A 14,698-nucleotide genomic window follows, 5' to 3' on the forward strand; every position below is an offset into this window, starting at 1 on the left:
AGCAACCGCTTCCGGGGCATCTTTCTTGTCATGAGGACAATTTCCTGTTGGCCGGCGATGTGCGAGGATTCGAAACGAAATGCGATACGGCCGTCTTCGACTGATTGCACTCTTTTTCTTCCTTGTGCTGCATACGTCCCTCGGCCAGGCAGATGAGAATCTCGTCCGATATTTCGAACAGTTACGCCAGCGCAGCCTCCACGCCATCGCGATCGCCGAGGCCATGTCGCGATTGTCCGATCCGTCGATCCTCCCGACTGAACAAAATGAACTCACGATTCAGCTTTCCCGCACGCTGGCTGAACAGGCCGGAAATCTGCCCGATGACCAGCGCGACGCCTCATGGATCCGAGCGAGAACACTGATTGAAGAACGTCTGGATCAGGCCCCCCTGAACCCGCGCGCGATGCTGCTTCTGCGAACTCAACTCGCATCCGTCTGGATCGCAGAGAGCACCTGGATGCGGGCAGAACGGGAGTATCATCCGTACGACGAAGCACTGTTGGAACGGGCTCATTCCACTGCCATCGCGGGGATCGAAATTCTGCGTCCGATCGAGCAGATGCTCGTAGATCCCCCGGTTGATATGACCGGAAAAAAAGCAGACACCAGTGGACCGACGAATCACCAGATGCGACTGCTCCTGCACCAGGTCCGCTGGGAACTGGGCGTGGGATATCGAAATCTGGCTGAACTGGCATCCCCTGACTCCGCCGACCGAGCGGCCCATGTTGCCAGCGCCGAGCAGTACATGAAACAACTGGTCGGAGTTGCCGACGAACCTCTTCAGACACGCGCTCGGATCCTGCTGGCCACCTGTGCCAGACTGGCAGGCAGGCTCGACCGGGCGACCGAACTGATCGGCCTTGTCATCGGAACTGCAGAGAAGACTGAAGCCGGGCCATCGGATGAAATGCTGGCAGAACAGACCCGCATTCTGCTCGACCAGCAGCGTCCCATCGACGCGGCAGATCTTCTCGTGAAGGTCCGAAGCAAGCGACGTCGACTGACCGGAGAGCTCTGGTTTCTGCGAACCCGTTCGCTAATTGCCTTGCGCGATGTGACGATCGAAAAGAAACAGGAAGCTCTTTCCGATGAGCTGGCGGAACAGATTGCGGCGGCGATCGAACGGTGTGAGCAGCAAGTCGGCGGCTACTGGGCTCGACGTTGCCACGTCCTCTGGGCCGACTCCAAATCAGCGCATCAGTACGGGCCGGAACTCGATGCCCTGATGCAACAGGCTCGAACCGACTTCACATCCGGCCGATTTGAAGAAGCGGTCAGTAAATACTCCGCAGCGGAAAAGGTCGCTCAGAGCCATGGTCAAACCGATCTGGCGATGGAACTGGGTTCCACGGGAGCATCCATCCTGCTGAACGGCAAGAAGTTTGACGCTGCCGCAACAGAGTATTTTCGTTTGGTCCAGGATTACCCCTCCTCGCCCCGATCGGCAAACTTTCATCTCTTAGGGACATACTCCCTCGGACGAGCCTATGACGCCCACCGAACGCTGGCGCGACGCGGTTCCTACACCGAGGCACTTGATCGACACCTGACCGATTACCCTCTGGATGAAACCGCGAATGAAGTCCGGTTTCTCAAAGGACAGTTGGAGGAACAGCGACTTCAGTCGACAGCAGCACTTCCGCTGTACCTCCAGGTCGCAGCAGACCATCCCCGGGCACTCGAAGCCATGGCGGGAGCAGCGAGATCATATGAGGCGATTCTGCGCCGCATGCGCGAGCGGCAACTTCCTTCCACCGAGATCACGAAAGCCGCGATCGAGACACTTTCAAAATACCTGGAAGCTGGCGCACCACCGGCAGAAGAATGGTCGACAACCCACGCCGATATTGCGCTCAGGTTCGTCTCGATTCTGCTGATGGAGGCAGACGCTTCACGAACGGAAAATTCGACCCCAGGATCTTCGCCCTCACACGACGCCGCTCACACTTCGGCAAAGGCACGTCGATACGAGCAGGCCCGCGCATGGTTGAATCGCGTCGAGCAATTTACAGCTCGCAACGCCTCACGCACGGACGGTCACGAAGCGATTGCGACACTCAAGTCACGGAGCGTTCCATTTGAAATCCTGCTGCTCGCGCGGGACGGAAACTTTTTCGAGGCCGGAAAAACGCTCGAGAGTTCATCGCTTTCACCAGCCGAACAGTTGGAGATTGTCGCTCAGCTTTCCAGTGTTACGGTCGCGGCTCCTGTCGATGAACGTCCTCCGCTCGCACGTCTCGTGATCCGGGCTGGTCAGAAATTATTGACACAGGCAGACAAGTTCTCAGAGGCCCAGAAGGAACAACTTCAGCAGAATCTCGTGAACGCCTACCTGATCACAGGCCAGGTTTCAGAAGCTCTCGAGTTAGCTCGGTCCCTGTCGGAGGCCACCTCCAGACACCCTGAAAAACAACGGCAACTGGCAGCGCTCCTCAGTGAATCGCCAGCGACTGACGGACAGAAGTTGGCTCAGCAACTCTGGCGGCGGGTTGAAACACTCAACAAGCCGGGGACAACCGAATGGATGACAGCTCGGTACGAAGTCCTTCAGTGTTACGTGCGTCTGAATCAACTGGATGAAGGACGGAAACTGCTGGAAATCACCAAAGTCCTGTACCCGGAACTGGGGGGCAAGGATTTGAAGCCTCAGTTTGATGCGCTCGAAAAGAGTCTCTCGAAAGGAAAATGAGTCCCACAGCGTTTTTCATTCGATTCCGCAAACGCCCGGCGAAGTCGCCCACTGACCTGGCTCACTGGTGAGGGTGGACATGACGGCGACAGCGAGTCAGTTTTGAGATTCGATTTCGGCGTGTCGCATCAAATCATGTTTGGTCACGCGCCCTTCACCGAAGACATGCGTCACCTTGCCTCGAGCAAACGTCGCAATCCGGTCGGCGTGGGAGAGAACCAGTTCGGGCTCGGTGGACGCGAGGATCACTGCGGCCCCCTGTCGTTTCTGTTTCGCGACCAGTTCCATGATTTCCGCCTTGGCGTGTACGTCCATCCCCCGAGTGGGCTCTTCCAGCAGGAGTACCCGGATCGGCCCCAACAGCCACTTGGCCAGGACGACTTTCTGCTGATTTCCGCCCGACAATGCACCGGCACGGAGAGTCGGGTTAGGAGGTCGACAGCCGACGGTTTCCAGCATTGGACGACAGACGCTCAGTTCTCGACGACGAACGATCCAGTTGCCCAGGTTCTTCTGCAAGTGAGCCAGCGTCATGTTGTGTGCAATCGGTGCACGACGAGCCAGCGTTGCCGCGCGATCTGCCGCCACCAGCACAACTCCGTCCTTCACGGACGTGGCGACATCTCCCGTGCGGAATGATTTGCTGTCCAGCAGGATCTCTCCCCGTTCAAAACGCAATGCTCCCGCAATGGCGTGTGTCAGCTCCTGATGGCCTGCCCCGACAAAACCATACAGCCCCAGGCACTCACCCGGCTTCACGTCCAGGTGAATCTCATCAAATAGCCCTGCACGGGTCAGTCCCTTCAATTCGATTCGGGGAACGCCCGATACGGCAGCAGGCAGAATAGTTTCGATACACTCCTCTGACGACGCGCCTTCCCCCGCACCGACCATCTGACTGAGAATCGTGGCCCGATTTAACTCGGACGCGGGGCGAGTCGCCAGTTTTCGCCCGTCTCTCATGATGGTGATGCGGCCACAAATCGCCAGTACGTCCTCCAGAAAGTGACTAATGAAGACAATGGAGACTCCGCGCTTCTGCAAGCGTTTAATCAGCTCAAACAGGCGTTTGGCTTCGGGCAGACTGAGCGCACTGGTCGGCTCATCCAGGATCAGGATCCTTGCACCACTGTCGAGTCCCCGGGCTATTTCTACCATCTGGCGAATCACCAGGGGGAAGTCGCCCAGCCGCTTCCGGACGTCGATGTGGATATCGAGCTGCGCGAGTGCTTCTGTCGCCTTGCGGTTCATCGCCTTCCAGTTGACCTGCCCCCAGGCAGTGACCGGCTGCCGTCCGAGAAACAGATTTTCAGCGACGGAAAGCTGCTCGATGCCAGATAATTCCTGATAGACCATGGCGATGCCATGAGAAAGTGCCGCGCGCGGTGAGCTTAATCGGACGGGTTTCTGGTCCAGCAGAATTTCGCCGGAATAGTCCGGCACCACGCCGGCCAGAACCTTCATCAAGGTACTTTTACCAGCCCCGTTACAACCAACGACACCGTGAACTTCGCCTGCTTGCAGACTCAGGTCGACATCGGTGAGCGCGACAACGCCCCCATAGCGAACACCGATCTTTCGACAATCAAGGAGCGGAGGCGGGGGTGTCGTCGACATCGAGACTCAATCTATCACTGAGAAATCGCTGAGCGATGTCGTAATCACCGGGCGAGTCATTACCCGCCCGAGCGACATGAACGACAGCTCTCATCGCCATGGTCATTGATCAGCCAAGTGCGAGACGGTACATCAACCACTCCACACCCTGAAGGGGGCGTGGAGGGTCTGATGGGCAATTTCTTTACCCTCAACATCCCGCAACGACGGCCAGAGCGACCATCTGAGCTAGAGTGGTGCTACTTCTTCTCGACAAGCCAGATGTTTCGGAAGCGAACCGGGTCACCATGATCCTGCAGGAAAATGGCTCCGGGTTTCTCGTCCGACTGCTTTCCCCCGGGGGTCGGGGAAAGCGGGATGTTGTCATGGATGACGACGCCGTTGTGGCGAATCGTGGCTCGCGCCGGAGCGGTCACTTTTCCATCGGCATCAAATTTGGCACAGGTGAAGTCCACATCGTACGTCTGCCACGCGAGTGGCGGGTAACACATATTCACCTTGGGCTTGGCATTTCGATAGATTCCCCCGCACTCGTTGTCCAGTCCTTCCAGACCGAACGAGTCGAGAATCTGACATTCATACTGGTCACCCAGATACAATCCACTATTACCACGTTGCTGTCCCGTGGCGTTTGGCATGAACGGCGTGCGAAATTCCAGGTGCAGGTGATAGTCGGTGAAGACCTTTTTCGTGCGAGTCCCCACCCCCATCAGTCCCACGTCCTCGGGCTTACCCGGTTCCCACTGATCGGTGTTGGTCCCATTGAAGAGGACAATCGCCCCTTCAGGTGCCGACTTGGCCAACGTGGGCGATTCCCGATGGAGTCGCTTCAGTTCGCCTTTGTAATCACCATGTTTCACATAGATAATGCCATTGGAAATGGTCGTTTCATTGCCTTGATCAACGGCTTTGACAACCCCGTTTTTTGTCTCGAAATCGAGCTGGATCTTTTCTGCAGTACCAGGTTCCCAACCCGCGCCCGGCAGGCCCCCCGGGAAGGCGACAACGTGGAACTTGCCGTCTCCACGGGCAATCACGTTCGCCCCGATCGTCTTCCCGTTCACTTTGCCGATGTATTCACCTTGAATCTGGTAGTCGGGACCAGCCGACTTTGAATCGAGGAACGCGAGCTTGGCGTTTGGTTTGTCCTGACTCATCAAGGGTGTGCTGGCGAGCAACCCGCACACGATGGCAGAGGTAATCCATGTACGACTCATGAGACGCGACTCCTCATCAATGACAGAATTCAATAACAGAAAAATTTGAAGGTACAGGGAACTGAAATGTGCGGCCGTAATGTGGGACTTCAATCGACACCCCCACATGCAGGTATGCGGGGGAACAGACAACTCGCTGATTGACGCAGGTGAGTCCCGTCAATTTTTCCGGAGCGCAGAAGCTATTTCCACTCTTTAACACGGACGTTCCGGTAACGGACGTACTGTTTCGTATAGTCCCCGCCGCCATGGACCTGAAGCGCAATACTTCCCGTGTCCGAATGCCGCTTCTCTGTATCGGTGAACTCCATGAACTTCACCTGGTTGATCCAGGTGGTGATCTTCGGGGGATTGCTTTCAATCCGGGCCCGAAGTTCATTCCATTCGCCGTGCTTCCAGAATTGAGGCCAGTCAGCCGGCTGAACCGGGCAGGGAATGAGTGAGTCTATCGTTTTGATTTTGGTGACGGCGTCGAGGAAATCGAAGTTGCGGTGGTGGATACCGCCCGACAAGCCTTCGCCATAGATGCCGGCGAGATTTCCACCACCGTGGTAGTCGATCATGTACTGGTAAGCCTGCCCCCGTTCGTTGCTTCTCAGGAACAGACCACTGTCGGGTCCGAAGTCATTCTTCATTTCGACGATTACTTCGAAGTTTCCAAACGCCCGGTCTGTCAGAATGATTCCCCCATTTCCGGGAATGTCCTGACTGCCGATGATGGCACCGTCTTCGAGCTTCCAGCGTCCCCCGCTGGTATGCATACTCGCCGCACTGTGCCCTGTCTGTGTACTGACGTGCCAGCCTTTCAGCGACTTGCCATCAAAGATCGTCTCGAATGCCGAGTCGTCAAATTTCTCGCGAGGGAAATCCGCAGCCTCAATGGAACTGAAGAAGACGGCACAAACGACCAACAATCCAAAACATCTCATTAGAGTACTACTTTCCTGTTATGCTCGAACGGGCAAAAAGTCAGTTCCGACCGGTTCCCACCTCTGAAGAAGGTGACCGGCTCGAATGTGACTTAGAGGATTGAGTGCGAAGCGGAATGATATCTCAGCGCGTTGGGATTCGCCTAGTGTCCAACATCAAACAGGAGGTGACAGCGCAGCACCCAGTTCCCGATTGAGATCGTCAGGCGCCTCGAGCCCAATCGATAGTCGAACCAGGCCATCCCCGATTCCATATTCCGCTCGCGCTGCGGAACTCATGAATTTGTGGGAAGTTCCTGCCGGATAGGACATGGTTGTCCGTGCATCCGCCAACGTGGGGGAAAAGGGAATTACTTCAGCTAGCCGCCGAAACAACACGTCCACCGCTGGTCGACCACCGGTGATTTCAAACGCCAGCATCCCACCTTGTCCATGCGGCAAAAGTCGTTGAGTACGTTCGAAGTTTGGATGACTGGTCAGCCCCGGGTAGTAGACCTTCGCAACGTGTGGATGACATTCCAGAAACCGCGCAACTTCGAGAGCCGTCGCTGAAACTCGCTGCATACGCAGCGGCAAAGTCCGAAGTCCGCGTGTGGCCAGCCATGACTCGAATGGGTTGGCGTTCACTCCATAAAGACTGGACATGGCTCGAATCTTGCGAATGAGCCCCTCTGGCCCGACGACGATACCCGCCATGACATCCCCGTGTCCGTTCAGATACTTGGAGACGCTGTGCCAGACCAGCGACGCACCATAATCAATCGGTCGCAGCAGACATGGGGTTGCGAACGTGTTGTCGACCAGCAGGGGGATCTGATCCAGAACGGCCGCAATCGCCGGCAGGTCGGCCACTTCGAGCAGTGGATTAGAGATCGATTCCACAATGCACAGCCGCGTCTGAGGTGTGATGAGTGACTTGAGTGAGGCCACATCTTCAACATCGAAGTAAGTCACATGGATGCCGAATGAGGCCGCCAGATGAGCCAGAAGCTGCCCCGTGCGACCGTACAGCACGCGGGCCGCGAGGACATGGTCACCCGTCTTCATGGTGGCCATCAGAATCGCAGTTAGAGCCCCCATACCGGACGCGGTGACAACTCCCGATTCGGCATGTTCCAGTTGAGCTACATCGGTTGCGAACGCTTCATGGTTCGGGTTGCCATCACGGGTGTAGATGTACCCTTTCTCTCGCCCTCCGACTACGGAATCGAGTTGTTCGAGCGACTCAAGGTCGAACGCCGTGGTCATATAGATTGGAGGAGAACTTGATCGCGTTGTGAACGGGGGGGCCAACCCGGCTCGAGCGGCGATTGTGGCGGGATCAGGCGAGGATTCGTTGGATGCGTTGGATGCGTTGGATGGCTGATCAGTCATAGCAAGATACTTCCGTTGAACATCGCGCGGCGACCGGAACGATGCTATTAAACTTCAAGTTCGCGGAGAAAGCCACGAACGAAAGACGCTGGTGAGAACCGGCATCACGCACCATGTCAGTACACTAACGACACACGCGTTGCTCAACAGAAATCTCGGCAGCCACGGCCAATTGCTCAGATGCGGGGCCAGCAATGTCGTCACGATATAGACCGTAAAGCTCACTCCCATCCAGGTCACAATCGCCATCTTCCAGCGTGGTGGCAGGGATGCACCACGATCTTCCGGAGGTAAGAACCAGCTCTCCAAGCCGTTGGCAGTGACAAACCCAGGATTTGTATCAAGAAGAGGCTTGATCTCTTCGAGAAACTGCCGGTAATCGGATGATTGCTGAAATGCTTCCCAGTCCTGCGTTGACCGGAAGGTGATGACCGCACCGTATTCCCGGTCCCCCTGTAAGGGACGCAACATCTGAACTCCCAGATGTCCCGGAAACCGGGTCAGTCGCGGGATCCATTGTTTCAGAGCATCTTCGAAAGCATCATCTCCGCCATCTCGGATCCTCCTCGTGACAAGGACGGTGATCGTATCAGCCGGTTTGATTTTCGATTCGCTCATCATCACCTGAGTTGTCGTAGGATTCGGAACGCCCGGCGTCTCTCATGCAGGAACTGAATGTCTCTTGGGCTCACTGAGCCCCATGAGCGGCCGACAGTTCGTGTCCGAACGTGGCCAGGACTTTATTCATTGCACCCAGCCCTCGTCGAGTATCCTGATTCCGTAACAATTCTGTGAAAAGTCGCCATGTGGAGGGAGTTTCCGTGCTCGCACTCATCGACTTGAGCGCCTGCGGCAGTGTACGGGTCACCGCCTTCAGCGTTTCGGGGTCCACTTCGCTGAACATGTTGATCAGCAGAATCAAGTTCCGAATCCCTCGAATGGATGACGGAGTCCTTGCGGCATCGACAGCGATCTGAAGGACCTCGTCACTGGACCCCAGCAGTCCGCGAACGAACTCCATAGCCCCGCACTCGTGCAGGCATTGCAGCGTCTCCAGCCCCGACAGGATTGCCTCGGCATGCTCAACAGAAGCATTCTGCAGTCTCGTTTGAAGTTCAATCCGGGGATCAGGGTGGTTGATGTTCTTCGGGATCGGTTTTGCCATGTTGTCACTCTTCCCATTTGTGTTGGAAGTGGTAAGTCCACCTGGAATTTCGACGTGCGTCATCCACGCGAAGTCATCCGGAGCCGCGGAACCAGTGAGACGACGACAGAATTCCTGAGGTCCTGCTGTATTAATAAAAGTTGTCAATTGCTTACGTCGGCCGGGAATAGGGTTCGAGCTAAACCAGGTCGCCTCCTGGTACGGAATAGTCTTTCCGCTTCCACTTCAGTTCGACTTCGACACCCGGCTTTGGCGTAGGATGGCCGAAGCGATGATTGATTCGGGGCAGCGGGCTGCGAATATCACCCGCAACAACGCGCATACGAACCGCGGTTTCTTTGTATGCCGGCGTGTGCGTTACGGCGTCCGTGTTGCTGCCCGTCAACCGGTTCACAGCCGACTCCGCAGAATTCATCGGCATGAACAACTGATGGCCTTTCACACGGTCTGTCACAAGAGCCCGGAGTTGAATCTTGCCGTGACGTGATGTCAGTTCCACCATCGTGCCACTCTGAATACCTCGCTCTCGAGCCAGTTCCTGAGAGACTTCCACAAAAACATCCGGCGTCTTGGTTTTGATCCCGGGGACGCGGTAGGTCAGATTGCCCGAGTGGAAATGCTCCAGCAAGTTGCCGTTGTTCAGATGCAAGTCGTACTCGGCATCCGGCTGTTCTGTCGGCACTGTCCAGCCGATCGGGTATAGCCTCGCCATTCCGTCGGGAAATGCAAACTGCTGGGTGTAAAGTAGCGGTTGATCAGTTCCGTCCTCCGCGACGGGCCACTGAAGCGAGCGATAACCCTCCAGCCGTTCATAGGAGACACCCGCGTATAACGGGGTGAGTGAGGCCATTTCGTCCATCACTTCGGAAGGATGTCGATAATTCCATCCCGCATTCATTCGATTGGCCAATTCCTGAATGATGCGCCAGTCGGGACGACTTCCTGGTAGCGGCTCCATGACTTCGTAAAGTCGCTGAATCCGTCGTTCCGTGCTCGTGAAAGTCCCCTCTTTTTCCAGACTCGGGGCGGCGGGAAGAATCACGTCCGCAAACTGGCAGGTATGGGTAAAGAAAATGTCCTGAACGACAAAGAACTCCAGCTTCGAGAACTGCTCTTCGACATAGTTCGCGTTGGAATCAACAAGACTCATTTCTTCACCAAACAGGTACATCGCCTTCAGCTGGCCATCGCGAATGGCGTCGACCATTTCGTGGTTATCCAGGCCCGTAGTGCGAGGCAAGGTGACGCCCCAAGCCTTTTCAAAGCGTGCTCGGACCTCGGGATCCGTCACCGACTGGTAACCGGGAAGCATTGCCGGCATGGCTCCCTGATCACTGGCCCCCTGTACGTTGTTGTGCCCTCGTAGCGGATAGGCACCTGCCCCCGGCCGCATGTAATTGCCGGTGATCAGCAGCAGGTTCGATATGGCAGTCGACGTATCCGAGGCCATGGTGTGCTGAGTCACTCCCATCGCCCACAGCACGCACACCCCATCCGCCGCGGCGATCATCTGAGCCACCTTCATTAAGGTGGCAGCGGAAACTCCGCACGTCGTCTCGGCAAACTCCAGAGTGAACATCTCCAGACTTCGTCGGTACTCCTCCAGGCCATGAACCCAGCGACCGAGGAATTCATGATTGATCAGACCTTCATCAATCAGATAGCGGCTGATCGCTGATAGCCAGACCAGGTCCGTGCCCGGATGAGGCTGGAAGAACACATCTGCACGCCGTGCCATTTCGTGCTCGCGCAGATCCGCGACGACCAGTTTCTGCCCGTGTAACTTGTGAGCTCGCTTCACCCGGGTCGCGAGAACGGGATGGCTTTCCGCGGTATTACTGCCAACGATCAGGACCAGCCCTGCCTGCGCGATGTCAGAGATAGAACCGGCATCTCCGCCGTACCCGACTGTCCGGAAGAGCCCCACCGTCGCGGGGGCCTGACAGTAGCGAGAGCAGTTGTCGATGTTGTTTGTCCCGATGACCGCTCGGGCGAGCTTCTGCATGAGATAACTCTCTTCGTTGGTGCATTTCGACGAAGAGATCAATGCAATCGCGTCAGGACCATTCTGGTGTTTGATCTCCGCAAACCGCCGCGCGACCAGATCAAGAGCCTCGTCCCAGCTTGCCTGACGGAACGAGTCCCCCTCGCGAATCAACGGCGACGTGAGTCGATCTTCGCTGTTCACAAAATCCCAGCCAAATTTCCCTTTGACGCAGGTCGAGATTCCATTCGTAGGTCCCTTTTCCGGTGCCACTTTGAGGATGTGGCGGTCTTTGGTCCAGACATCAAAACTGCATCCCACTCCGCAATAGGTACAGACCGTTTTAGTCCTGCGGACGCGTGATTTTCGCATCGCCGATTCGGCTTCCGACACCTGCAGGATGGCACTGTATCCTGATTCGGGCTCTACCCCCTTCACGATATCGATCATTCCATCCAGGGCCTTTTTGGGAATCCCTGTCAGAAACCCTGCGTGGCCGATCATGGACTTTTCCATCAGCGCATTGCAGGGACAAACCGTGACACAGTGCCCACACGAGACGCAACTGGAATTGCCGATGTCGGCTCCGCCGTCCCAGAGCACGCGCGGATGTTCCGCCGTCCAGTCGATCGACAGAGTTTCGTTGACCTGCACGTTCTGACAAGCTTCGACGCATCGACCGCACAGCAAACATTGATCAGGATCGTACCGATAAAAGGGATTAGAATTGTCGACCTCGTATGGTTTCCGTTCGAACGGAATTTCCTGATGCTCGACTTTCAACATCTTCGTCGTGTTGTGAATCGTGCAGTTGCCGTTGTTGTTATCACACACAGTGCAGTAAAGCATGTGATTGGCCAAAATCCGGTCGAAGGCTTGTCTCTGTGCCAAACGTGCCGCATTCGTCGTCGTGACCACACACATCCCATCGGCCACCGTCAGGGCGCACGCCCTGACAAGTTGCCCATCTACTTCGACCATGCAGGTATCGCACGTCTTAAGGGGCCCAAGCTGTGAGTGGTAGCAGACCGACGGTAACTCGACCCCCGCCCGCTGAATCACGTCGATCAATCGCTCTCCCGAGTTCACTTCGTGAACCGTTCCATTGAGTGTCATTGTGGTCATTGAAGTTTGCTCTCTTCAGTCGGTTGGGAATCAACCTCGGGCGCTGAGGTACGGTGAAATTGAAGACGACCGGCGTCGGCGTATACGTTGAAACGGTTCTCACGAACAAAGCCCAGGAGTGTCATCGATGTCTCTCTTGCGAGTTGCACCGCGAGACTTGAGGGAGCCCCCACGGCGGCCACGACCCGGATCCCCGCCATACAGGCTTTCTGGATCAGTTCAAAGCTCGCGCGACCGCTCAAGAGAAGGATGTGCTGCGTAAGAGGCAGCTTGTCGGCGAACATTTGATTGCCGATCAATTTGTCGAGCGCATTGTGGCGTCCAACATCCTCAAACAGGGACAGCAGATTGCCGTTGGCGTCAAACAGAGCCGACGCATGAATTCCTCCCGTGCGGTGGAAATTATCCTGAGCCTTTCGCTGAATCTCCGGCAAACGATGGATCAGGTCGACCTCGAGACGGGGGCTGCCGGGGGTGAGAGGATATTGCTGTTCTGAGAATACTGCGGCGATTGATCTCTTGCCACAGACGCCGCAACTCGATGAGACGAACGACTGGCGTTCCAGCTTGGAGACGTCCAGATACGCGTATCGGCTGAACTCGACCAGTACATGGTTATTGTCGATGTACTCGATTCGGCTCCAATCATCGTGCCTTTTGATGATCCCTTCCGTGAAGAGAAACCCTGCGGCCAGTTCTGCGTCATTCCCGGGAGTACGCATCATGACCGCCACCGAGTAGCGATGTTTTTTCCCACCTCTGACATGCGTCAGTTCGATCTGCAGTGGCTCTTCAATGGATACCTCATCCATCTCCGTCGAGACAGTTCCACCCTCAACGCATTGAATCGGGGACCGTGTCAGGCCAGCATTGAAGAAAGACATTGGAATCGCCTTTATAACTTGGCGTACCGGATGGAGGTGCGAACTCCCCAGACATGCTCAGTTGGCAGAACGCCCGCACGGATCCTGCTCGACTTCTGGTAAGTCAGTCGAGTAAATTGAGCTTGCATTCCGCTCTGATTCAGCAGCCACAGGCACTTCATCCCTTTCCGAATTTCCCTTCACAGAGTGCCTGGAACTGTTCGGAAGAACTGACCGATCCAGCGTCAGTGACCTTCTTGATCCGCAATAAAAACATCTTTGTGAGGGAACTTCTCAAACAGGGTGGCAGGCTTGCTGAAGTTGGTTGCCAGCACATCGAGCGAGTTTCCGGCGAGCCATTGCGACAGATCGATCCCGGCATAGACCCCTGTATTGAATCCGATGAGCACACGACATGGTTTTAATCCGATATTCTCGATGGAGTGACCGTATCCTTGTGGGATATAGCCCACGTCCCCTCGCTCCAGCTCTTCAGTCCGATACCGTCCGTGTGAGCCAAACATTGTGACGCTGATGTTGCCGTCAATCACATACTGCCATTCGTCTGCCGTGGGATGCCAGTGCAGTTCTCGCAAACCGCCCGGCTCGAGATCGAGGATCACTCCAGTAATGGTGGTCGAGATCGGAAAACAAGTGGAATCAACTCGCCATTCCCTCCCCCCTTTGAACGTGGCATGAGGTGACTGAGACAGCAGCTCATACTTGTGCGTTTGAGCAGGCAACTTCTTGTTCTGGAGGGGAATCGGCTGATTGTCCGGAGGAACGGCACCTCGCGCAAAGTAGACTTCTTCTTTGGGGAAGCCATTGAACGAAGACTCAGGGACCCCGAAATTTTTGGCGAGCAGCGACTTAGGAACATGACCAATCCAGTCTGATACGCTGAAGGTGCCGAACTCGGAAAAGTATCCATTATCGAAGATCAGAATGAAGTGACACGATTCATGCCCGAGACACTCGAGCATGTGCCCATGGCCGCGTGGAAAATACCAGACATCACCGGGACCGAAATCGTTGATCTCTGCGTTCCCCTGAGGATCAATCACCGATGTGCGCACCCGACCACTCAGCACAAACGCCCACTCCGCAGCCGTAGCATGCCAGTGAAGTTCCCGCATCGCACCAGGTTCGAGAATCATCGAAACGCCAGCGATCCCTTTGGAAATCGGAAGCTGCAGCACCGTCGCTTCCTTTCCCGAACTTCCGCCGATGACTTTGCCGACCGACTTATCCAGTGAAAATTTGAACGTCGGCAGTTCCTTGTCCGCCAGCAAGGGATCGGGAACGTTATTCATGAAGGTGGAGTTTCCCCCTTCGGCCTCCTGGGTGCCTGCAAGGGCCCATGTCGAAACGGCACCGACTGAGGCTGCAACCGACAGGAAATCACGCCGACCGAATTGAGTCATGATTACTCCTATTCAATACGTCAGAGAAGTCTGAAGGAAATCACACTCGACACAAATGACCTGCCCCTCGCCCCCGCAACAAACATCAACCGGGAACGGGATCGGAGGCAGTCGAATTACTTAGCGTAAGACGTGGACAGCCCAGCCGCTCAGGGAGAGACGCTGGGGGATCGGCAGAGGGAGAATGGCAGCGCGCGATTTCTCCCGCTCATGATGGGACATCAGCAACAACCGCGGCGACAAAGCGCGCCGGTACCGGCGTGAAACATCCGTTTCACTTCAGCAAAATGAAAAGTCGAGAAATT

At 56.0% G+C, this 14,698-nt stretch carries 10 protein-coding genes; 1 reads left to right on the plus strand and 9 read right to left on the minus strand.

The genetic code is table 11. The features are described 5' to 3' along the window. Positions 1-79 precede the first annotated feature (79 nt). A complete protein-coding gene (locus ACGY09_RS09725; protein ID WP_397571380.1) occupies positions 80-2,695 on the plus strand; it encodes a tol-pal system YbgF family protein in 2,616 nt (871 codons plus the stop codon). A gap of 96 nt (positions 2,696-2,791) precedes the next feature. On the opposite strand, the gene ACGY09_RS09730 is transcribed toward ACGY09_RS09725, so the two are convergent. The 9 genes from ACGY09_RS09730 to ACGY09_RS09770 form a co-directional block, all read right to left on the minus strand. Further along, positions 2,792-4,312, minus strand: coding sequence for a sugar ABC transporter ATP-binding protein (locus ACGY09_RS09730; protein ID WP_397571381.1), 1,521 nt, complete (start codon positions 4,310-4,312; stop codon positions 2,792-2,794). Between the two features lie 239 nt (positions 4,313-4,551). Beyond that, positions 4,552-5,529 (minus strand): DUF1080 domain-containing protein, encoded by a 978-nt coding sequence (locus ACGY09_RS09735; RefSeq protein ID WP_397571382.1) that lies wholly within the window; start codon positions 5,527-5,529, stop codon positions 4,552-4,554. 182 nt (positions 5,530-5,711) lie between these two features. Beyond that, positions 5,712-6,458 carry a DUF1080 domain-containing protein gene (locus ACGY09_RS09740; RefSeq protein WP_397571383.1) on the minus strand — a complete coding sequence of 249 codons (747 nt, stop codon included), beginning with the start codon at positions 6,456-6,458 and terminating at the stop codon, positions 5,712-5,714. 156 nt (positions 6,459-6,614) lie between these two features. Further along, on the minus strand, positions 6,615-7,832 hold the full coding sequence (locus ACGY09_RS09745) for a trans-sulfuration enzyme family protein (RefSeq protein WP_397571384.1): 1,218 nt from the start codon (positions 7,830-7,832) through the stop codon (positions 6,615-6,617). Between the two features lie 54 nt (positions 7,833-7,886). Continuing rightward, positions 7,887-8,453, minus strand: a complete 567-nt coding sequence (locus ACGY09_RS09750; RefSeq protein ID WP_397571385.1) for an antibiotic biosynthesis monooxygenase — start codon at positions 8,451-8,453, stop codon at positions 7,887-7,889. Between the two features lie 67 nt (positions 8,454-8,520). Continuing rightward, positions 8,521-8,997 carry a DUF1641 domain-containing protein gene (locus ACGY09_RS09755; protein ID WP_373650452.1) on the minus strand — a complete coding sequence of 159 codons (477 nt, stop codon included), beginning with the start codon at positions 8,995-8,997 and terminating at the stop codon, positions 8,521-8,523. Between the two features lie 178 nt (positions 8,998-9,175). Continuing rightward, positions 9,176-12,106, minus strand: coding sequence for a formate dehydrogenase subunit alpha (fdhF, locus tag ACGY09_RS09760; protein ID WP_397571386.1), 2,931 nt, complete (start codon positions 12,104-12,106; stop codon positions 9,176-9,178). Beyond that, the gene (gene fdhD / locus ACGY09_RS09765; protein ID WP_397571387.1) at positions 12,103-12,918 is read right to left on the minus strand and encodes a formate dehydrogenase accessory sulfurtransferase FdhD; all 816 of its coding nucleotides are present in this window, start codon (positions 12,916-12,918) and stop codon (positions 12,103-12,105) included. Before fdhD ends, fdhF begins: the two co-directional genes overlap by 4 nt. A 296-nt stretch (positions 12,919-13,214) precedes the next feature. After that, positions 13,215-14,393 carry a cupin domain-containing protein gene (locus ACGY09_RS09770; protein WP_397571388.1) on the minus strand — a complete coding sequence of 393 codons (1,179 nt, stop codon included), beginning with the start codon at positions 14,391-14,393 and terminating at the stop codon, positions 13,215-13,217. Positions 14,394-14,698 lie beyond the last annotated feature (305 nt).

Origin of the sequence: Schlesneria sphaerica (genome assembly GCF_044336245.1) — a bacterium.
GTDB lineage: Bacteria > Planctomycetota > Planctomycetia > Planctomycetales > Planctomycetaceae > Schlesneria > Schlesneria sphaerica.